Raw genomic sequence first — 19,683 nt, 5'->3', positions numbered from 1 at the left:
TGACATTTCAAAGTATCTATGCGCTCAAAAAGCCATCCACGAAGTTGAAGAACTTTGAGAAGAACAATAAACATTTTTTCGCGGCTGAATATTGGGCTGTTCATAAGCAACACACATCAACCCAAAACTATCAGCCCCATGGCTTGCCCAATCATGTTCAGCTCCCAAACCAATATTACGCTGTTCGTCGCGCTTTTCATGGTACCACGCAAGCGCCTTTCGTCCTGCTGTCGTTGTATCACGATTAAACCATATAGCTGGAAATAAACGCCTCACAGCTTCAATACGCATTTTGACAGCGCCCACTCCTTGGTTGGGAATAATTTTGGTCTGAAAACCAGCATGTTGGAGAGCACTTTCAAAACTAACATTACAAACACGATCTTTTGTCGCTCCATCATGAGGCAAAACCATTAAAGCTTTGTCATATCCCCTTTGGCACACCCATCCAATATGCTCGGATAAAGGCTGTCCTTGTGCTTCATAATAATCGAGCACACGGATTTCCCGTCCAATAAATTGTGCAACCCATAAAGCCGTCGCATCAGCCTTTGCTCCCGTTCCACCAATATCCCAAAAAATCTTGATCTGAATGAGCGGGTCACGCGGCACATGAGTAATGCGTCCTTCCTGCTCAGCCTCAAGTAATAATTTTTGATAATATGCCCCTTGCACAGCCTGTAAATATTCTCCTTCCCAAATATGATTGTACTGCTCAGGCCTTTGCGTGAAATCAGCTTCCCTGGCACGATTGAGCCTATCAGGAAATTGAGGATTATCCCTCCAATTGATTTCAGCCCCCTTGATATAAGAGTCCTTCACAGCACGAAATCGCTTTTCAACAGGGGCATTCTCGCGTAAAGGGTTCCACGTCACCCATAATTCACAATGCCAATTTTCCCCTTCTTCCCGCAAAGTTGGAATCAATGTTTGCCAAGCAGCCTCAGTAACAGGTTCAGCCTCATCAACCCAACAAAGCAGAATGCGTCCCATTGATTTAATGCTTGCAATATTGCGATCTAAACCAGCAAATGCATAAACAATACGTCCATCTTTTGATCTAACGTATTTATCACCAATCTCATAATAGTCTCTCAAGAAACTGTAAGATTCAATAGCGCGTTTAATTTCTTCTAGCGAACTTTCATTCAGCGAATTTTGGAACTGTCTTGCACATAAAATAATGCCTCTCTCCCCTGCCTTTCCATGTCGATATCCAATCACAGCCGACATCAGGGCAAAAGAGCGTGTTTTACCAGATCCACGTCCTCCCCAAGCAGCACGCACATCAGCCTGACCAGAAAAAACAGAAATCAATTTCGGAATAAGAGCAATTTGAACAGTCGTCATTACGAGATATCATTATAACATCATGAGAATAAGCCAACCCTACAGCAGATCAAGCACAGTACCATCCCATCCCCTCATGAGAGCCCAGCCCTCCTCGCCACGTGGTCTTCCCCACTATGCATACAGCCACTTTTTACTGCAGGTGATCCTCCAACCACACACAACCCCTCACCAACTACACAAAACTTCCCCCCGCCACACGAGCCCTCTTCATTAAAACCTCTCACCCCTACAGCCAAACTGTCTGCACCGAAAAATCACTGCTCCACCATCGAACAAGAGCTTCACATAAACTTAAAAAATAGAACTCAGTGTTAAAATGCACGAGAAACTGAACACAACCCCACAGCTAACAAAAATACCCACAACCAACAGAGCAAAAATTTTAGAATGTCATACATCGAAAACAGATGTCTTACGATCATCCATTATTGCAGCTTTAGGAGCTACCGGCACAATTTCAACACGCGACACTGTTTTAACATCACTCCCTCCTTCCCCACTTACTTGCAAAGGCAAAACCTTTGCTAAAAGCGAGAAAAAAGACACCGGATTATTAATCGCATGATATTCAAGATAAGACACCAAGCCATCACGACCATAGTGATCGCCTGCTTGCGTAGCAGCCGCCAAAAGAGCATCTTTGAGCAATTTTGTGTTTTTATTCAATGAGCCTTTAGGCCGCCCTCTTCCACGCACAGGCACAGACTGTTCGTTCGTCACATTAACATTCCTTTATCGACTATAAACAAATTTATCGCAGCCCCTCATAAACTCTAACACAAGCCACTCATTCACCTATTTTATGTAAAAAAGCTCGAAATCCAATACCAACAATCAGTAAGCGTTCTAATGTTTCCAAACAAGAAGAACTCCATAACCTCTAACAATAAGGACTTCCCACAATAAAGAATGGGCACCACCCAACAACAAAAAAGCCCCTCTCATTTTACGTTGCCAAACACATCGTATCAACAACACGCCCCACTAATAACAATACAATTTCCCCACAAAGAAATAACCACGCATGAAAAGGTAAAAAATCTCCCCTCTCAAGGCATCTTACGCCCAAAGACCTGTACAACCACTCCAGTCACTCCTCCTCACTAACCCCACCACGACAATAATCTCCCCCATAAACCCACAGAAGATACACTCAAATGACAAGCAAATAGCACTCCCACCAGACTATAAAACTATCAACCTATCACAGGAAAACTTGAGAAAATCGTAATCTCAATTACACATAAAATCGTGAGTAAAAATCTCACTCAAATAACAAGAAAAGTGCAAAACCTAATCAAAAAATGACACGCAAACTACAAAAACACGATAAATCTGAAATAAGCGAGAAAAGCTCTAAACACACCACGCACAAAACACAAGGCATAAACCCCAGACATAAGCCACAAAAACCTCTTTGGCCCGTCTGTGCCCCAAACACCTTCAAAAAGCTCTTAACTTATTTCAAAAAAGCTCTTACTTAAAAAACTTCACCAAAGTAACAAGCAATTGCAAGCAACTTCCCCCTCACAATTCACACCTCAGCCCCTTTTCACAAGAAAGGCATAAAACCTACCGTGTCCCCTCATATCGTCAACACCCCTACGTCGCCGATAGTTTCCATACTCTCGATAACTCTTACATTATCAACATTTCACCGACATTTGTCATAAAATCCCCACCACCACAATCACACTACACAACACCCCTGCGCGGCAGATAACATGGCAGAGACCCTCCCCACGAAAATCTATTTTCAAACATTTATGGATGAAAGATACAATTGTGATTATGCTATAATAATATCAGTTTACGTTCACCTTGTCAACTCTTATTAACTTTTTCTCTTTTGATTCTAAGCACTTGTGAGCTAACCCGTAATGGGAGCAAAAGTCAAACGATCACCAGTTTTTGTAATAGCAACTGTTGTTTCATCGTGGATAGCTCCAAGCAAAATATCTTCAGCCAAAGGATCTTGAATTTCCTTTTGGATAATGCGCTTTAAAGGCCGCGCTCCATAAAGCGGGTCATACCCTTTATTAGCTAAGAATTCTTTCGCTTCTTGTTCGATCTGCACTGTAATTTTGCGCTCATCAAGCAAATTTTGCAAATATTTGATCTGAATATCAACAATCGCTTCCATATCTTTACGTTGCAATCGCTCAAAGAGAATAATCTCATCAACTCGGTTCAAAAATTCTGGGCGGAATGCCGCTTTAACAATACGCATCACATCATCTCTAGCCGCATCGGTTGTTTGTCCTTCAGGTAGAGCCGTTAAAATATCAGCCCCAAGATTAGAAGTCATAATGAGCAAAGTATTACGAAAATCAACTGTGTGCCCTTGGCTATCGGTTAAACGCCCTTCATCAAGCACTTGTAACAAGAGATTAAAAATATCAGGATGTGCTTTTTCAATTTCGTCAAAAAGAATAACCTGATAGGGCCTGCGTCTTACAGCTTCTGTCAGCACACCGCCTTCTTCATATCCGACATATCCGGGGGGTGCACCAATTAGCCGTGCACCGGCATGTTTTTCCATATACTCAGACATATCAATACGCAGCATTGCATTAGAATCTTGGAATAAAAAAGCCGCAAGAGCCTTTGTTAATTCGGTTTTTCCAACACCGGTTGGTCCCAAAAACATGAAAGACCCAATAGGCCGGTTGGGATCTTGCAATCCAGCACGGGCACGGCGCACAGCACGGGCCACAGCCTGAACAGCATCTTTCTGCCCCACAACACGTTGGTTGATCTCATCTTCCATACGCAACAACCGCTCACGTTCTGCCTCAAGCATCCGATCAACAGGCACCCCCGTCCAACGTGAAACGATTTGCGCCACATGTTCAGCCATCACAATTTCTTCAATCAGATTGTTGCCTTGCTCATCATTTTCAGCAGCGCTTAGTTGTTTTTCAAGATCAGGGATCACACTATAAGCTAATTCTCCAGCTTGTTGAAACTGCCCATTGCGTTGTGCGATGGCTAAAGCATTTCGTGCCTCTTCAAGCCTTTTTTTCAAATCAGCGGCATGTCCCAGTTTTTGTTTTTCAGCCTGCCAAGTTCGTGTCATTTCAGAAGACTGTTTTTCCAACGTATCAAGCTCAGCTTGTACCGTCTGCAAACGCTCTTTTGCTGTAGGGTCAACTTCCGTTTTCAAAGCCTCTCGCTCAATCTTTAACTGCAAAATTCGCCGATCAATATGATCAAGCTCTTCTGGCTTGGAATCAACCTGCATACGCAATCGCGCCGCCGCCTCATCAATCAGGTCAATCGCCTTATCAGGCAAAAAGCGATCGGTAATATATCGGTTTGAAAGGCGTGCAGCAGCAATTAAAGCACTATCAGCCAAACGCACTTTATGGTGCTGTTCGTATTTTTCTTTAATCCCGCGTAAAATAGAAATCGTATCATCAAGTGTAGGCTCAGATACAAAAACGGGCTGGAAGCGGCGTGCTAAAGCAGCATCCTTTTCCACATATTTGCGATATTCCTCAAGCGTTGTCGCCCCAATACAGTGGAGCTCACCGCGGGCTAAAGCAGGTTTAAGCAAATTGGAAGCATCCATAGGTCCGTCAGATTTTCCAGCGCCAACAAGATTATGCAATTCATCAATAAACAAAATGATCTGCCCATTTTCAGCTTGCACATCTGCTAAAACGGCCTTTAAACGTTCTTCAAATTCACCGCGATATTTTGCTCCCGCAATAAGTGCCCCCATATCAAGCGCATAAAGATGTTTATCGCGCAAGGTTTCAGGGACATCCCCATTAACAATACGCAGCGCCAAACCTTCAACAATTGCAGTTTTTCCAACACCAGGCTCTCCGATCAGAACAGGATTATTCTTAGTCCGACGTGATAACACCTGAATAGCCCGGCGAATTTCTTCCTCTCGACCAATAACAGGGTCAAGCTTTCCTTCACGTGCATCTTTTGTCAAATCGCGCGCATATTTTTCCAAAGCATCATACTGACTCTCAGCATGTGCACTTGTTGCCGTTTTTCCCTTTCGCATTGCATTAATCGCATGATTAAGAGCCTGTGGTGTCACCCCTGCATTTGATAAAATATCGGCAGTTTTAACCGTTTTCTCCATAACAAGCGCTTGTAGCACACGTTCTACAGTCACAAACTGATCACCGGCTTTTTGTGCTAAATCCTCAGCCATTTTTAAAACTTTTGCCAAAGGTTGCGACATATAAAGCTGGCCATTTCCCCCCTGCACTTTAGGCAAAGCACCAAGCACGTCTTTAAGCGCATCTTTGAGCGCGGCCAAATTACCCCCAGCTTTTTGGATCAAAGAAATAGCCAAACCTTGACTATCCTCTAACAGTGCTTGCAACAAATGCTCAGGCATAAATTGCTGATGATCAGAAGCAAGAGCATTCCCTTGTGCTGTTTGTAGAAACATTTGCAGCTGTTCGCTATATTTATCCACGTTCATTGTTGTTCCTTCTCCTGCGCTCTTACACGTCCATCCTTAAAGACCCCACCTTAAAAGAGCCTTCTCAAAAACACACTCCAATTGTTCACACGACACAATGAACAATCACTCCACTGTAACGAATGAATACACTGTAACTAAATTGTTACACTTTAAAATATGGGTTTTCACAATAATCATCGCAAGAGGGAAATGTGTTAATCATGGCAAAAAGGTGGTAAATAATAAGTATAGCGAAAAAAAGATAAAAAACAGCGTTATTTAAAAGCATAGTGATGCGCAAAAGAAGCACACTTTTTCTCAAGTTTTCTTTTACTTTTTACATTTCTTTTATTCCGCTATGCTTCTTTATTCCACCATATTTCTTTTAATCTACTTTATTTTATTTTACTCAATTTTCACTCTATTCCACTTTTACGCTACTCTATAGATATCAATATTTTTATTCCAATCCCCATCACTTATTCCACTATAGTGATGTATACTACTCCACTAATAGTGTAACTTTTACCAATCCTTTATTCTTCTTCATCTGTATTGTACGGTGGTGGTGGTAAAATATAAGCACCTGAAAGCCAGCGATTTAAATCGATTGCTCGGCATCGTGAGGAACAGAAAGGATAAGAATTTTGTTGTGACATTTTTCCGCATTCTGGACAAGGGCGCGATGGACGCCGTGGTGTTGATTGTTCCTGCATCGTCTCTCCTTTTTATGCATTTGCCTTCCCCTTATACACTATCTCCCTTTTTTTCACCCCTCAAATTCATTCTCTCCCCTCTCATCCACATCTCCTCCCCACACCCTTCCTCTTCCAAACACTCCCCCAAGCTCTCAACCTCTCCCCACAATCTCATCCCCAGCCTCTTACACCCTGCCTCCACCAATGCAGACAACCCTGCTGCCTCCAGTTCCTCCCTTACTTGCACACCTCCCCTTTATTCCCGCACATCACTTACCCTCTTACGCGCACTCTTCTTCACCACACAATACCCTCTCCCGCTTACTGCCCTCCTTTTTGTGCTATCTATCCTCTCATTTTCAAAGTATACTTTAAACCCACTTGGAGAGAACTGGGTAATGATAAGATGTTAAGAGATCCATTGTTTGAGCCAATGGCAAACCAACCACATTGGAATAAGAACCAGAAATATTGGTAACAAAAGCCCCAGCTTTGCCTTGAATAGCATAACCACCAGCTTTTCCTTCCCATTCCTGGCAAGCTAGATAAGCCTCAATCATTGAAGGGAGCAAACATCGAAAACGAACACAACTTTTAACCAATTGAACAGTTTTTCTCCCACATTCGTTCACAACACAAACAGCACTATATACATTGTGAGAACGCCCAGACAGAAAGCTCAAATATTCATAAGCTTCCTCTTTTCCACTGGGTTTAGGAAGAATAACACGTCCAACAGCAACAACAGTATCGGCAGCCAAAATCAGACATTTTTTCGACAACACAGCATGTTCGCAAACATGATCAGAACATAACAGGCTTTCATAAGCTTTGAGTGCTTTTTCATATGCCAAGCGCTTAGCCAAATGAGCAGGATGCTCCTTTGGTTTTGGCGTTTCATCGATCACAGCCGCATAAACTCGGCTGGGATTAACACCAATTTGTGCTAAAAGTTCTAAACGACGCGGAGAAGCAGAAGCAAGTACCAAATCGATTTCCATAGCGAAAACCCCTTTGAGATTGCGTTAAAACGCATCACCTGACTCTACTTTAACACTCTTCCCCCTACAAAAGGAGCCTTTTAGAGCCACCAGACTTTTTTGGCAACCATCAAACTTTATGTGTGATACTTTATGCCACACTCCCACTTTGCTTATGACCTGCTTTTCCCCCACAAACAACTTGCAACTTGGAATTTTTTGAACACATGCACCAAATCGTTTTAAAGTTTCTGCATTTTTGAACAACTTTATGAACTTTTATTGAAGCAATTGGGAAAGTTTTGAGAAAGTAGCCCTTGCATCCCTTTATTTATAGCGATATGTAATACGCCCTTTTGTCAAATCATAAGGAGTCATTTCAACCATAATTTTATCACCAGCCAACACACGAATACGGTTTTTACGCATTCTTCCAGCGGTATGAGCAATAATTTCATGATCATTTTCCAGTTTTACGCGAAACATTGCATTAGGCAAGAGCTCGGTTACAATACCAGAAAACTCCAAAACTTCTTCTTTGGACATAAATAAAAGGCTTTCTTTATAATGAATTGATTGAATTTTATTCTACTGACTTTATTTTTATTTTACTGACTTTATAATGCAAATTTAATGTAAATTTATTGATTGCTTATACATCGTAAATTATTGGAGAGTACTCATATCGTATTTTTACGGTTTTGTGAACAGGGATTTAACAAAGAATGAAATTTCCTTTGCATTTATTAACAATCATGATCAAAATAAGGTTGATTTAGGGTTTTCTTGCCTGTTTTGATTAAGAGTTTCGATTTAAAAATCCTACTTTCATTGCTCTCTCCCGCCTCTTTTCAACATCCCCCTTTTTGCACATCACGCTCCCTTCAGATCCACCCTTGCAAACCCATCCCTCCAACCAAAGCCTCCCAGCATACACTCAACGCCCAGCACCTTTCTCCCAAACATCCCCTTCCAATCCTACAACACCCCTTCCTCTCATACTTTTCACCACCCCAACATCCTCCACTCGCACTATCCCACACAGCACCTACAACTCATACCCTTCTACAAATACAGCCCATCTTCTCCCCAGCATTCCTCTACACCAACGCACTCAACTTACTCCAAAATCAACACTCGCTTGCTTCCCATGCATCTCCTAAACTCACCCAAAAACACCCCCACACTCCCATCGCCTAATAACCTTATTCCACTATCTCTATTTGCCTCCCGCAAAGTACGACCTGAAATGAGTCAATTAAAGAAAAACTGTTGACGCTTATTATTCGACTCTGCAAAAAATTACTTTGACTGTGCAAAAATTAACTTTGCAAAAAAATGGAAAACTTTTAGAATGGTGAATTTTTAAAAAGCAAGAAAGTGGATCTCTTAAGCAAGCAAGAAAGTAGATCCCTTTGATAACACATAAAGTCTGACAACAAAAAGGATGTGGAATGACCAAACACGCATTTGACGTCGCGATTGTAATGGGCAGCCAATCAGATTGGCAAACAATGCGCCATAGCGCGGATATTTTAACACAGCTTGGCATTTCTCATATCTCACAGATCATTTCCGCCCATCGTACCCCTGATCGGCTCTATCACTTTGCAAAAGGGGCAAAAGCAGCAGGCTTTAAAGTTTTGATAGCAGGTGCTGGGGGGGCAGCACATCTTCCCGGCATGCTTGCAGCCTTAACTCCATTGCCTGTTTTTGGCGTTCCCGTGCAATCCCGCATCTTATCGGGTCAAGATTCTTTACTTTCCATAGTGCAAATGCCTGCAGGTATACCAGTTGGCACATTGGCAATAGGCAAAGCAGGTGCTATTAATGCAGCGCTTTTATCAGCAGCAGTCATGGCTGTTTATGATGAAAGTCTTGCTAAGCGTCTTGAAAAATGGCGAAAACAACAAACAGAAAATATTGCTGAATACCCTACGAATGAGGTTTTAGATGCCCCATCCTCCTGAGAGTTTACAACCGGGAAGTATGATTGGCCTAATTGGTGGCGGGCAACTAGCTCGCATGTTAACGATGGCAGCAGCAGAACTTGGTTACCGCACAGTTGTTCTTTGTCCTGAAGCACATTGCCCAGCAGCACAAACAGCCAATCATCATATCATTGCGCCTTATGATGATGAGATAGCATTAGATCGTTTAATTGAAATGTGTGATGTTATCACATATGAGTTTGAAAATCTTCCTCTCCAAACAGCTCATTATATTGAGAAAGAAAAGCGCCTTTATCCCTCATCTAAAGCTTTGGAAATCGCACAAGACCGAGTTCTTGAAAAAACCTTTTTAAATGAAAAAGGCATTCTCACAGCTTCATGGTATACAGTCCATAATCGCGCTTCTTTAGTTTCAGGGCTGTCTGCATTGGGTGGACATGGCATTTTGAAAACAAGGCGCTTTGGTTACGATGGCAAAAACCAGGTTGTCCTTCATCACCCCAGTGAACAGGCCATTGATTCAGCTTTAAGTGCCCTTCACTATCAGCCCTTGATTTTAGAAGAAATTGTGCCCTTTTCATCGGAAATTTCAGTCGTCTCATCCCGCTCACCCCAGGGAGCTTCTGCCGTCTATGACTGCCCTGAAAATCAGCACAAAAGTGGTATTCTTCATAAAACATTTGTTCCATCAAAAGTTTCATATGCCATACAAGAAGCCGCACAAGAGGTAAGCTCTATGGTCATGCACACGCTTGATTATGTTGGTGTCTTGTGCATTGAATTTTTTATTTTAGCAGATGGCCGTTTTCTTGTGAATGAATTTGCCCCTCGTGTACACAACTCTGGTCATTGGACGCAAAAAGCATGCATAACCTCACAGTTTGAACAGCATATCCGTGCCATTTGTGGCCTTCCTTTAGGTAGCACATACCGCCACAGTAATTGTGAAATGACCAATCTTCTTGGCCATAATTTGGATGACTTCAAACATTTTCTCACACAAGAACGCACATCAGTCCATCTATATGGTAAAAACTCTGTACAACCAGAACGCAAGATGGGTCATGTCATCCAATTAACAGGGCCAGCCACTCCCTCTCCTCATTTTCCATAATCTACCCCCCTTCTCCCCCATAAAGCCCCTACCTACACCTTCACCCACGCCCCATATCTTTCCCCTCCCAAGCATTCCCTTCTTTACCCGAACCCTTCCTCCTTACCTTCTAACCTATACCCTCCCATTACCCAGCACACCGTGCATTCAACGTCTCTCCTACTTCCCATCCACAAACCCTCTCGCCTCTTGACCACCTTAACACCCCCTTCCCACACACCATTCTTCCGCACCAATACAGCCAACCTGCTCCCACCAACGCCCTTAAGTACTCCTCTCCCCCCACACATCACCCACCTACACAACGCCCATATCTTCTCCACCCTCGCCTTCAATATCCCTCCCACTCACACCAACCCCACACAGAGCCCCCACAACTTATCTCCCACACACAAACAGCCCGCGCCCTCTTTACTGACCCAGCACAAACTTCCCTACCAGAACACCCCACCACCACCTGCTCCCACCAACACACTCAAGCTCTCCTCCCTCACTTGTCCCCAAGCTCTCTTTGCCTTTACACCCCACACCAACCTTTCCTTGCTCAACAATGCACTCAATACCCTTCCCTTTTTCCTTAATTTCACAGCAAATGCTTAGTTGACAAAACTAAGACACCCTGTTAGAAATTTATTTTTTTTCTTACTCATTAGCGATGAATGGTGTTATCTCTTTGAGAGAAGCGTGGTGTTTTTTTAGCGGTGATGAGAGAAACTACGTGATGATGCCAAAAGGGTATCATATCATGAGTATGCGTTATAAACGGTGATTATTATGAAAATTAAAAATTCGCTCAAAGCACTCAAAACACGTCACCGCCATAATCGGTTGGTGCGTCGCAAAGGCCGTATTTATATCCTTAATAAAACCAATCCGCGGTTTAGAGCACGTCAAGGTTAATAATGGTGTGGCCTTGCTGTTTTTTGAGGCTCTCAAAGTTTTTTCTTATAACATATCTTTTTTGATGACACATTTTTTTCCTCTGTATTTCAAAACTTTGAAAAAACAGATGTTTATTTTGAGCTGTGTCAGCATTCTTTTTTTGCTTTCTCGCGGTAATGAATATATCCTTCCATTCGCATTCGCCTCATCCACTCCTGTCTCATCTTCACCCACAACCTCACCCTTCTTGCCAATTATAACTTCACCCCCATCTTCTCTCACCGCGTCCCTTCTCTCATCATCTTTTTCCGTTGCATCTCTACCCACTCCACCTCTACCCGGAGGACTATCTCTACTCACTGCGTTTTTACCTAAACCGCCTTCACTTGTGCATTCTTCATTTTCACCTACTCCACTTGTTTCTGTTGCATCTTCCCCATCTTCACCGTTTGAAGAACCTTCCCCACAATCACTCTTACCGCTGGATGATCTCATCCCGAATCAATCATCAACAACACCTCATGAGCCAGATGCGGCTACAACTCTTTTAGAAGATCAAGAATCGCCATACCACGGCCACGCTCATCAAACTAAACAGCGTAAAGAAAAAGAGATTGTGCGTTTACTGAAAAAATTAAAATACTGCGCCAATGCAAAGGAAGCTAAAACTATAAGTCAGCAAATTCAACGGTTATGGTCGCAATCTGGCAGCGAAACCATTGATCTTTTGATGACATGGGCTGAACAAGGCATTAGCGCAGAAAATTATGGCCTTGCCTTAGATTATCTTGACACAGCAATTGCACTTTCCCCCACCTATGCTGAAGCCTGGAGCAGACGTGCATGGATACACATCCAATTAAGCGACTTCAAATTAGCAATGCTAGACCTTCATCACGCCCTTCAACTTGAACCTCGCAATTATATTGCATTTTTTGAGCTTGGAATCGTCATGGAAGCAACAGAAAGGCCAGAACTTGCCATCAAAGCTTATGAAACAGCCTTAACATTTTACCCACAAATGCAACAAGTCCAAAACCGTATTGATACGCTTTTAAGCAAATATTTTGATCAAAATATTTGAACCATTTTAAAAAATCATAAAGTAATTTTTTTTCTAGTAGAAATCATTAAACTACCCTATAATGAGAGGTGGTGTTCTGCGCTTCTCGACAGGAAATAACATATTCCTGAGACCTTATTGATTCCCAAGGGAGCTGTCCCTGAGAAGGCTCGTGGGCTTTTTCACACGGCACCCACCTAGTAGCCTAGGTTCTCGGAATCAAACTTTTCCATCGGTTGTCGCGGTTCACCATTTTCCCTTCCACTCGGGGTACCCTCTCCCCGTCCCCAACACTCTTCCACAACACAACGAACCCTGCTTCCATCACCCAGAGCATTCCTCCCAAAACACTCCCTCAAGCTCTCTTTTCCAAAACCTCCCCCTCAGCATCAATCTCACCCACCCCCACAACAATTCCCACACACCAATGTTAAGCCAACATCCCCTCAACAAGCACACTCAAGTCTACCCTTAAGAGCCCACACCCGCTCTTTCTCTTACACATCTATCTTCGTAACACCTTCCTTTTCCCTATCCTTTCTTTTATACTGATTGAAATAACCAGCCCGTTCCCACCTAAAACATTTTTCAAATGTGATTACTTTTTATTGATTGAAGAGATAACAAACTGAACAATGCCCACAACCTCCCAACGTTCGCAATCCATTTCGTCTGACCGATCACGTTTGCGTGCTCTTGGTATATCGCAGCGTAATGCCCTTTGTGCACATAAGCGCACCACCTTTTCGCATCGTGCCTGTTCCCACATCGCACATTATCTTGAACAAATGATTGGGGATTGTTCACATACAATTCTTGCCGGCTATTGGCCAATCCATTCAGAAATAGACCCACGCCCTTTGTTCGATTTTGTTTCATCGCGTGGGGGGCATGTAGCACTGCCCGCTATCATTGATGAAACAACAATGGTTTTTCGAACATTTGCATCAACAACACAGCTAGAGCTCATGCGGTTTAACACATTTGGCCCCAGCGCAAACAATGCAGTTGTCGCCCCCACCGTGATCATTGTGCCGCTTTGTGCGTTTGACAACCAATGCCACCGCCTTGGTTATGGTGCAGGCTACTACGATCGCGCCATTGAGCATCTTCAAAAACATGGGCACCGTGCACATTTATGGGGCTTAAGCTTCTCGTGTCAGGAAGTGGAGTCTATCTCTAAAAGAAAGCATGACCTCGTTTTACAGAAAATTTTCACAGAAAAGGGTTTTATAGAATGCTAAATTATGCTTAAAATGCTTATGCGATTTTTATTTTTAGGAGACATTGTGGGGGAAATAGGCTGTTCCACTGTTTGTCACACACTTCCCAAGCTCATTGAACATTGGCAACTTGACTGTGTTGTTGTAAATGGTGAAAACGCTTCTCATGGCTTTGGTATCACGCAAGATGTATATCAAGACCTCTTAGCAGCAGGCGTTGACGTTGTCACTACAGGAAATCACGCTTTTCACCATAAAGAAACTCTGAAATTTGCCATTTATAGCGAGCGTTTTTTACGTCCTGCCAATTTTATCCAAGGTACCCCCGGTAGAGGCTCTTGTTTCATAACAGCAAAAAACGGAGCACAAGTTCTTGTCGCCAATGTTTTGGGAAGCGTCTTTATGCCATGTACCGCCGATGACCCATTTGAAGCAGCCGAAAAGATTGTTTCCGCCTGCCCTTTGCGTGAACAGGCAGACGCTATTATTTTTGACTTTCATGCAGAAGCCACAAGTGAAAAGCAATGTTTTGGCCATTTTCTTGACGGTCGTGTCAGCGTTATCGTAGGAACCCATACACATATCCCCACAGCTGATGCACAGATTTTAGAAGGAGGCAGCGCTTATTTATCAGATGCAGGAATGTGCGGAAATTACAACTCCTCTCTTGGTATGGATAAGGAAGAGCCTTTATACCGTTTTCTTTATAAGAAAAAACGGAGTCGTTATGAACCCGCGCAAGGCCCGATAACACTTTGTGGATTTGCCGTTGAACTCTCAGATCGCACAGGCCTTGCCCAACATGTTTCAGCCGTACGCTTAGGTCCCCGTTTAAAGAACGAGATCCCAGAATTCTGGGAAGCTCTCCCAGAAAATTTTCAGCTTTAAGACCACACTTCTCCCCAGCACCATTCACCTTATTCCCAATTCATGCCCACGCCTTTCTTTTCCACACGGCCTTTCAAGCCTCCTCCTCTCCTGAACTTAAGCCCCTCACCCCTTTCTTCCCAACTTATGCAACCTCCCACACTCACGCCTCCACCAGATTCATCCTCAAAAACACGTTCCCCATACCCCGCACTTCTTTCTGCCTGCACTAGCTCACATCCTTCTCCTCCATGCTCTTTAAAAAGAGGGGCCCTACCAAAGAAAAAACCCCTCGAAGAAGACGCAGAAGAGGGCATTACTCAAGCCGTTATACGTTCAATATTGGCCCCACAATTGGACAATTTCTCTTCCAACCGTTCAAACCCACGGTCGAGATGATAAACGCGACCTATAATTGTCTCTCCTTGTGCAGCCAGTGCAGCAATAACAAGAGAAACGGAAGCGCGTAGATCTGTAGCCATCACTTGTGCCCCTTGCAAATGATTGGTTCCATGAATAATGGCCATGTTTCCATCAAGCGTAATCTGCGCACCCAACCGCACCAATTCTTGCACATGCATGAATCGATTTTCAAAAACGGTTTCAGTAATCCTCGCACACCCTTGAGCACACACCATCAAGGCCATAAATTGTGCTTGAAGATCGGTTGGGAAAGCAGGAAAAGGGGCAGTTGTGATATCAACTGGCGTAATCTTTGTTTGTGTATAATCACGGGTAACTTCAAGACCATCTGGTTTGTGTTTAATAGTAAGCCCCGCCTTTTGCAACACTTCAAGCACTTCAATGAGATGATCAAGGTTTGCATGTTTCAACAACACCTGTCCACCAGTCATTGCCACAGCCATTGCGTAGGTTCCTGCCTCAATTCGATCAGCAATCACACCAACCCGTGCACCGTGCAATTTTTCAACCCCATGGATTGTAAGGGTTGAGGTACCTTCCCCGATGATATTAGCCCCCATCGCTTTGAGTGCTTGAATAAGGTTTGTTACTTCAGGTTCACAAGCTGCATTTTTAAGAACAGTTTTGCCCTGTGCCAGGGTAGCAGCCATCAGCATAATATGCGTTCCCCCAACAGTGATTTTAGGGAATTGATATTGCGCCCCCTTTAATCCCTGGGGTGCTGTCGCATGAACATATCCCTTTTCAATGGTGATTTGCGCGCCTAAACATCTGAGCCCATCGAGGATAAAATCAACCGGCCTTGTTCCAATAGCACATCCCCCAGGCAATGAAACATTTGCTTCCCGACACCGTGCCAGCAAAGGCCCGATAACCCAAAAGCTTGCACGCATTTTTGTCACAAGTTCATAAGGAGCACGCGTTGATGTGATTGTTTTTGCAGTAAAATGGATTGTTCTTGAATCGGCGCAATCTTTATGAACTTTCCGTTCTTCAACAGCATAACCGACACCATGATTATTCAAAATTCGGATCAAAAGCTCAACATCGCTCAAATGAGGAATATTATCTAAAATCAATGTTTCCTCAGTAAGCAATGTCGCAATCATCAAAGGCAAAGCAGCATTTTTAGCACCCGAAATAGGAATAACCCCCTGGAGTGTATTTCCTCCAATAATTTTAATCGAATCCATCGTATTTGTACTCTATCCTATTCTATCTTACTCTACCTTATTGTCTATTCTACCTTATTCTATCTTTTGAGTTCTCTTTTCACAATAATGTCATTTCTGGGGCAGTGATTCTTTGCTATGGTTTAGCACTCATTCATTAAAATCACACTGATGTATAGTGTAAAGAGTGTAGTGTAAAGAATTGGCGTCACATTTTTTAAACCACACGCTCTTTTTCGTAAACTGAAAATTCTTTTGTGCACTCTTCCTACGAGCGTTTTCGACTTTGTTCTTTTCGCCGTCTCAGATTGTCGCGCAATTGCTTTGTCAGCCTTTGCTCACGTTGTTTTTTCTTATCATTTTGGGCATCTTTTGTTTGTGTATTCTGGTTTTGATGTGTCATAGCAATAACTCTTATAGCCCTTTAGCTTTCATAAGCTTTTTGCTTTTATAACCTTTTGGAAGAATAATATATTTTAAGTCAAGAATTTCTTTAAAAAACATCTACGTCATGCCATAAGAAGCGTTTTCTTGCAAGAAGAGATAAATGCTCTCTTGCCTATTTTATAACAATATGGCACAAAGCAGCGCAAAGACCGACAAGTGCTGCGGTAGCTCAGTGGTAGAGCACTCCCTTGGTAAGGGAGAGGTCGAGAGTTCAATCCTCTCTCGTAGCACCATTCCAGCAACCTCTTCTCCCCCACCGGCACAGCCCAATCTCCCACCTCTTCAACCTTTTCTTCACCGATGCAAATCTGCCTTGCACCCCCTTTTGCACACCCTTCCTAAACATTCCCCCAGTACACCCAATCATCACCCTCAAACGCCATCCAACACCCATCCTCTCAACTTCCTGACCTCTCCTCCTTGGTACACCTCAAACAACCACCTCATCACCGGCAAAGCCCAATCTTCCACCCCCTCAGCCTTTTCTCTACCAACGCAATCTGCCTGCCGCCCCCCTCTTTCCAGACTCTTGCTAGATATAGCCCTTCTCAAGCACACCATAAATCCCCCACAAACAAGCCCCCTTTCCAAAGAAAATTCCCCGGAGCCCAATCTTCCCCCTCAACTCCAACTACCGACACAGCTAAACTTTTCCAGATCCACCTTTTAACGCATCTCTCTAAGTCCATTTCCTCGACGTATTGTGAAGAACCCTTGTGTCAGCTTGTTGAATTTTATGCACCATATTTTCCAAAGCATCATTAAAACGGTTAATTTCAGCTTCAAGCCTACGAATATATGGTTCATCACGATAAGCACGTTTAATTAAAAGCGGCATATCAGGCCAATAAAGCATCAAATCTACCCATTCACGTTGAGCAATCCATAACCCCCCCTGGCATTGTGCCTTATGCTCAACAGGAAACGTATTTTGATAAAAATGAGGGATCAAAATTTCAGGTTTTTTCGTTTTAATTTCCAACAGACCACTTGCCCCAATAAAAGCATCGGGCGAAAAACCTTTCTTGCGATCATCAGCTAAAACAAAACCAATACATTCAGGCTCTGTCTGCGTAAACATCCCATATAGCTGGCGCGCGTTTGGTTCCAACTGTGTACCACGTCGCATAGACACTGTTGTCCCCTCTTCTACAGATTTTCCTGTGATTCTTTCTCCTGCAAGTTTCATCATCACACATTGATATTTCTGTGTTTTTTGTCCATCTCTTTTGCGCGCAATAACCATCTCAAACAAAGAAGCTGTAATCAAACCATTTCGCACCTGACGCCATTCATCTGTTCCTTGAACACAATCAATAATAATTGGCATTATCTCTCCATCTCCCCTTCTTTATTCTCTATTCTCTTCTCACACCCCCTAGCCATCTCCCACAGCCGTCATCAAACTTCACCTAATCCTTCCACCAGTACATCTCAAATAACCGCCCCACCACCGCGGCAAACCCAACCTGACTCTCATCTTCCTCCACCAACATATCCAACCCTCACCCCCAAACGCCATCTTCCTCCCAAAACCATTCCTATCTATCCTCTCCACTCACACCAGCCTCATCTCCCCACATCATATGTTCTTTTAAAAATCCTCTCGAAGAGGGCCCTCCCAAACACGTCCCCAAAGGCCCCCATACATAAAGATCCCCCCCCCTCTCCAAGGAAAATCTCCCTTAGAGAGGAGAATAAAACAATCAACCTATGGCACTACATAAAAATCGTTTTGGGGTGAGCGGCAGCTCAAATTATAAGCAACACGCTGAGCAACCTTTCGCGAAATAAAAGGAACTGCCTTGTGTTTTTGTGGTTCAAGCTTAATCGTGTTGCGAAGAGTTCCAGCATAATAAAGGGGAACCCCGTGATAAATTGTTTGAAGATAGTTTGCCATAATAATTTACCTCCAATAACGGTCCAAAACATCACACGGGCGCAAGCGATGCTGTTCTTCATAAGACCCATAGACATTATCCTGATACACACGGCTAGCCTTGTCTTCTAAATACTCATGATACACATCACTATCGAGAATAAAGGGATGAAAGTAATCATCTTGCTCATCAAGATCGTGACATTTCATATACACTTCAGCAACTTGCTCACTCACATCATCAGCATGGAGAGTCTTTAAATCGAGCCGTAAAAATCTTTGAACAGCATCACATTGCTCCATAAGATCCAAAACCTCCTCAAGGTGATCAATAGGCCCAACGTAAACATCATCATCTGCATCCTCACCAAGAATGATGAGGATTTCATCCTCTTTAATGAATGGAATGTCTTTCATAAATTTCTCCCTTAGACAGTTGATAAAGCTAAACTCTGTCTTGACATAGTCAAATATAGCGTTAGTCTTATCTCCTCTATGGAAGATAAGTCAACTGTTTTATTCTTAATAAAAGATATATTTTAATTTTTGCGAACATTTTAACAGTGCGTAAAAATTGACTAATTTTCTATCCCATTTTTCGTTGTTCTCTATTTGTTCTAAATAGACACAAAAACAAACAAAAGAGCACAATAAATAGACAAAAACAGATGTGTCAATAGACACAAACAGATTGGGAGAGCTGAAATGAGTGATTTAAAATTGATACAGTATTGGAGAAATCTTGAGCCTGAAAGTCAAAAAGCTGTTATGGTTTTACTTCGTCAGTTGGCCTGCGCAAGAGAGTTAAAATTGCCTGTCGTTCCTCAGGAGAAATTTTTGCAAGAAGATCAATAAATTCACGATCTTCAGGGGCAGGATTTTCTCCATAAAGAATATAGCTCATACTCACATTAATTGTCTGACACACGTCCGAAAGCGATTCAATCGTAGGGTCTTTCCCTTCAGAAAGAATAGAATGGAGATAACCCGCCCCTTTTCCTGCTGCAAGGGAAATAGAGCGCTTTGATCGTCCACTTTTTATAAGTGCCTCATTTAATCTATGACGCCAACCATCAATATTCATAAGTCTCACCCTTAGCTGTCTTCAATAAAATACACAGTCTTTCATAAAATTGACTTGCAATATCCTTTAAAGAGGATATAAAATTATAAATAAATTTTATTTTAGGGAGTG

The 19,683-nt window shown here is 42.9% G+C and carries 20 protein-coding genes, 1 tRNA gene and 1 other RNA gene; 8 read left to right on the top strand and 14 right to left on the bottom strand.

The features are described 5' to 3' along the window. Positions 1-24 precede the first annotated feature (24 nt). The 6 genes from ME3_RS01960 to infA form a co-directional block, all read right to left on the bottom strand. Positions 25-1,350: a phage terminase large subunit gene (locus ME3_RS01960; RefSeq protein ID WP_007476641.1), complete on the bottom strand. Its 1,326-nt coding sequence runs from the start codon at positions 1,348-1,350 to the stop codon at positions 25-27. 393 nt (positions 1,351-1,743) lie between these two features. Continuing rightward, positions 1,744-2,073 carry a hypothetical protein gene (locus tag ME3_RS01955; protein WP_007476640.1) on the bottom strand — a complete coding sequence of 110 codons (330 nt, stop codon included), beginning with the start codon at positions 2,071-2,073 and terminating at the stop codon, positions 1,744-1,746. Between the two features lie 1,150 nt (positions 2,074-3,223). Next, positions 3,224-5,806 carry an ATP-dependent chaperone ClpB gene (gene clpB / locus ME3_RS01950; RefSeq protein ID WP_007476639.1) on the bottom strand — a complete coding sequence of 861 codons (2,583 nt, stop codon included), beginning with the start codon at positions 5,804-5,806 and terminating at the stop codon, positions 3,224-3,226. Between the two features lie 518 nt (positions 5,807-6,324). Then, positions 6,325-6,504, bottom strand: coding sequence for a DNA gyrase inhibitor YacG (gene yacG / locus ME3_RS01945; RefSeq protein WP_007476638.1), 180 nt, complete (start codon positions 6,502-6,504; stop codon positions 6,325-6,327). A gap of 353 nt (positions 6,505-6,857) precedes the next feature. After that, positions 6,858-7,487 carry a Maf family protein gene (locus ME3_RS01935; RefSeq protein ID WP_007476637.1) on the bottom strand — a complete coding sequence of 210 codons (630 nt, stop codon included), beginning with the start codon at positions 7,485-7,487 and terminating at the stop codon, positions 6,858-6,860. Positions 7,488-7,793: 306 nt separating this feature from the next. Continuing rightward, a complete protein-coding gene (infA, locus tag ME3_RS01925) occupies positions 7,794-8,012 on the bottom strand; it encodes a translation initiation factor IF-1 (protein WP_004857577.1) in 219 nt (72 codons plus the stop codon). A 908-nt stretch (positions 8,013-8,920) separates the two neighbouring features. Between infA and purE the strand changes: the two genes are divergently transcribed. The 3 genes from purE (at position 8,921) to ykgO (ending at position 11,432) form a co-directional block, all read left to right on the top strand. Continuing rightward, on the top strand, positions 8,921-9,436 hold the full coding sequence (purE, locus tag ME3_RS01920) for a 5-(carboxyamino)imidazole ribonucleotide mutase (RefSeq protein ID WP_007476610.1): 516 nt from the start codon (positions 8,921-8,923) through the stop codon (positions 9,434-9,436). Further along, positions 9,420-10,532, top strand: a complete 1,113-nt coding sequence (locus ME3_RS01915; RefSeq protein WP_007476609.1) for a 5-(carboxyamino)imidazole ribonucleotide synthase — start codon at positions 9,420-9,422, stop codon at positions 10,530-10,532. The genes purE and ME3_RS01915 overlap by 17 nt, the downstream gene beginning before the upstream one ends. 774 nt (positions 10,533-11,306) lie before the next feature. Next, complete coding sequence (ykgO, locus tag ME3_RS01905; RefSeq protein ID WP_034990194.1) at positions 11,307-11,432, top strand: type B 50S ribosomal protein L36; 126 nt, start codon at positions 11,307-11,309, stop codon at positions 11,430-11,432. A gap of 45 nt (positions 11,433-11,477) precedes the next feature. Here ykgO and ME3_RS07130 read toward each other — a convergent pair whose 3' ends face one another. Next, a complete protein-coding gene (locus ME3_RS07130; RefSeq protein WP_039952367.1) occupies positions 11,478-11,774 on the bottom strand; it encodes a hypothetical protein in 297 nt (98 codons plus the stop codon). Between the two features lie 28 nt (positions 11,775-11,802). Between ME3_RS07130 and ME3_RS01895 the strand changes: the two genes are divergently transcribed. From ME3_RS01895 to ME3_RS01885, 4 genes are all read left to right on the top strand, one after another. Continuing rightward, the gene (locus ME3_RS01895) at positions 11,803-12,498 is read left to right on the top strand and encodes a tetratricopeptide repeat protein (protein WP_245256336.1); all 696 of its coding nucleotides are present in this window, start codon (positions 11,803-11,805) and stop codon (positions 12,496-12,498) included. Positions 12,499-12,568: 70 nt separating this feature from the next. Further along, a non-coding RNA gene (ssrS, locus tag ME3_RS06775) (6S RNA) lies at positions 12,569-12,729 on the top strand. 383 nt (positions 12,730-13,112) lie between these two features. Further along, the gene (locus ME3_RS01890; protein ID WP_007476607.1) at positions 13,113-13,721 is read left to right on the top strand and encodes a 5-formyltetrahydrofolate cyclo-ligase; all 609 of its coding nucleotides are present in this window, start codon (positions 13,113-13,115) and stop codon (positions 13,719-13,721) included. Positions 13,722-13,724: 3 nt separating this feature from the next. Further along, complete coding sequence (locus tag ME3_RS01885) at positions 13,725-14,588, top strand: TIGR00282 family metallophosphoesterase (RefSeq protein WP_007476606.1); 864 nt, start codon at positions 13,725-13,727, stop codon at positions 14,586-14,588. 29 nt (positions 14,589-14,617) lie between these two features. Here ME3_RS01885 and ME3_RS01880 read toward each other — a convergent pair whose 3' ends face one another. From ME3_RS01880 to ME3_RS07295, 3 genes are all read right to left on the bottom strand, one after another. Then, positions 14,618-14,797: a hypothetical protein gene (locus tag ME3_RS01880; protein WP_156785846.1), complete on the bottom strand. Its 180-nt coding sequence runs from the start codon at positions 14,795-14,797 to the stop codon at positions 14,618-14,620. A 90-nt stretch (positions 14,798-14,887) separates the two neighbouring features. Beyond that, on the bottom strand, positions 14,888-16,183 hold the full coding sequence (gene murA, locus ME3_RS01875; protein WP_007476604.1) for a UDP-N-acetylglucosamine 1-carboxyvinyltransferase: 1,296 nt from the start codon (positions 16,181-16,183) through the stop codon (positions 14,888-14,890). Between the two features lie 247 nt (positions 16,184-16,430). Further along, positions 16,431-16,565, bottom strand: coding sequence for a hypothetical protein (locus ME3_RS07295; protein WP_280641479.1), 135 nt, complete (start codon positions 16,563-16,565; stop codon positions 16,431-16,433). A gap of 202 nt (positions 16,566-16,767) precedes the next feature. Between ME3_RS07295 and ME3_RS01870 the strand changes: the two genes are divergently transcribed. Next, positions 16,768-16,842, top strand: a tRNA-Thr gene (locus ME3_RS01870). A 446-nt stretch (positions 16,843-17,288) separates the two neighbouring features. Here the strand turns inward: ME3_RS01870 and ME3_RS01860 are convergent. From ME3_RS01860 to ME3_RS01845, 4 genes are all read right to left on the bottom strand, one after another. Next, entirely contained in the window at positions 17,289-17,939 is a 651-nt protein-coding gene (locus ME3_RS01860; RefSeq protein WP_007476603.1) for a YqaJ viral recombinase family protein, read from the bottom strand. Positions 17,940-18,320: 381 nt separating this feature from the next. Continuing rightward, positions 18,321-18,509 (bottom strand): hypothetical protein, encoded by a 189-nt coding sequence (locus ME3_RS01855; RefSeq protein WP_007476602.1) that lies wholly within the window; start codon positions 18,507-18,509, stop codon positions 18,321-18,323. Between the two features lie 6 nt (positions 18,510-18,515). Further along, positions 18,516-18,905, bottom strand: coding sequence for a hypothetical protein (locus ME3_RS01850; protein ID WP_007476600.1), 390 nt, complete (start codon positions 18,903-18,905; stop codon positions 18,516-18,518). A 349-nt stretch (positions 18,906-19,254) separates the two neighbouring features. Continuing rightward, positions 19,255-19,572, bottom strand: a complete 318-nt coding sequence (locus tag ME3_RS01845; RefSeq protein WP_007476598.1) for a transcriptional regulator — start codon at positions 19,570-19,572, stop codon at positions 19,255-19,257. Positions 19,573-19,683 lie beyond the last annotated feature (111 nt).

Source organism: Bartonella melophagi K-2C, assembly GCF_000278255.1.
GTDB classification, from domain to species: Bacteria; Pseudomonadota; Alphaproteobacteria; order Rhizobiales; family Rhizobiaceae; genus Bartonella; species Bartonella melophagi.
This window is presented reverse-complemented; position numbering and strand designations above follow the sequence as displayed.

Excerpts from the sequence above, each read along its gene's own strand:
- ME3_RS01915 (WP_007476609.1), top strand. The coding sequence starts at position 9,420 with ATGCCCCATCCTCCTGAGAGTTTACAACCGGGAAGTATGATTGGCCTA.
- murA (WP_007476604.1), bottom strand. The coding sequence starts at position 16,183 with ATGGATTCGATTAAAATTATTGGAGGAAATACACTCCAGGGGGTTATT.
- ME3_RS01850 (WP_007476600.1), bottom strand. The coding sequence starts at position 18,905 with ATGAAAGACATTCCATTCATTAAAGAGGATGAAATCCTCATCATTCTT.
- ME3_RS01935 (WP_007476637.1), bottom strand. The coding sequence starts at position 7,487 with ATGGAAATCGATTTGGTACTTGCTTCTGCTTCTCCGCGTCGTTTAGAA.
- ME3_RS01890 (WP_007476607.1), top strand. The coding sequence starts at position 13,113 with ATGCCCACAACCTCCCAACGTTCGCAATCCATTTCGTCTGACCGATCA.
- infA (WP_004857577.1), bottom strand. The coding sequence starts at position 8,012 with ATGTCCAAAGAAGAAGTTTTGGAGTTTTCTGGTATTGTAACCGAGCTC.
- clpB (WP_007476639.1), bottom strand. The coding sequence starts at position 5,806 with ATGAACGTGGATAAATATAGCGAACAGCTGCAAATGTTTCTACAAACA.
- yacG (WP_007476638.1), bottom strand. The coding sequence starts at position 6,504 with ATGCAGGAACAATCAACACCACGGCGTCCATCGCGCCCTTGTCCAGAA.
- purE (WP_007476610.1), top strand. The coding sequence starts at position 8,921 with ATGACCAAACACGCATTTGACGTCGCGATTGTAATGGGCAGCCAATCA.
- ME3_RS07295 (WP_280641479.1), bottom strand. The coding sequence starts at position 16,565 with ATGACACATCAAAACCAGAATACACAAACAAAAGATGCCCAAAATGAT.
- ykgO (WP_034990194.1), top strand. The coding sequence starts at position 11,307 with ATGAAAATTAAAAATTCGCTCAAAGCACTCAAAACACGTCACCGCCAT.
- ME3_RS01885 (WP_007476606.1), top strand. The coding sequence starts at position 13,725 with ATGCTTAAAATGCTTATGCGATTTTTATTTTTAGGAGACATTGTGGGG.
- ME3_RS01855 (WP_007476602.1), bottom strand. The coding sequence starts at position 18,509 with ATGGCAAACTATCTTCAAACAATTTATCACGGGGTTCCCCTTTATTAT.
- ME3_RS01960 (WP_007476641.1), bottom strand. The coding sequence starts at position 1,350 with ATGACGACTGTTCAAATTGCTCTTATTCCGAAATTGATTTCTGTTTTT.
- ME3_RS01860 (WP_007476603.1), bottom strand. The coding sequence starts at position 17,939 with ATGCCAATTATTATTGATTGTGTTCAAGGAACAGATGAATGGCGTCAG.
- ME3_RS01845 (WP_007476598.1), bottom strand. The coding sequence starts at position 19,572 with ATGAATATTGATGGTTGGCGTCATAGATTAAATGAGGCACTTATAAAA.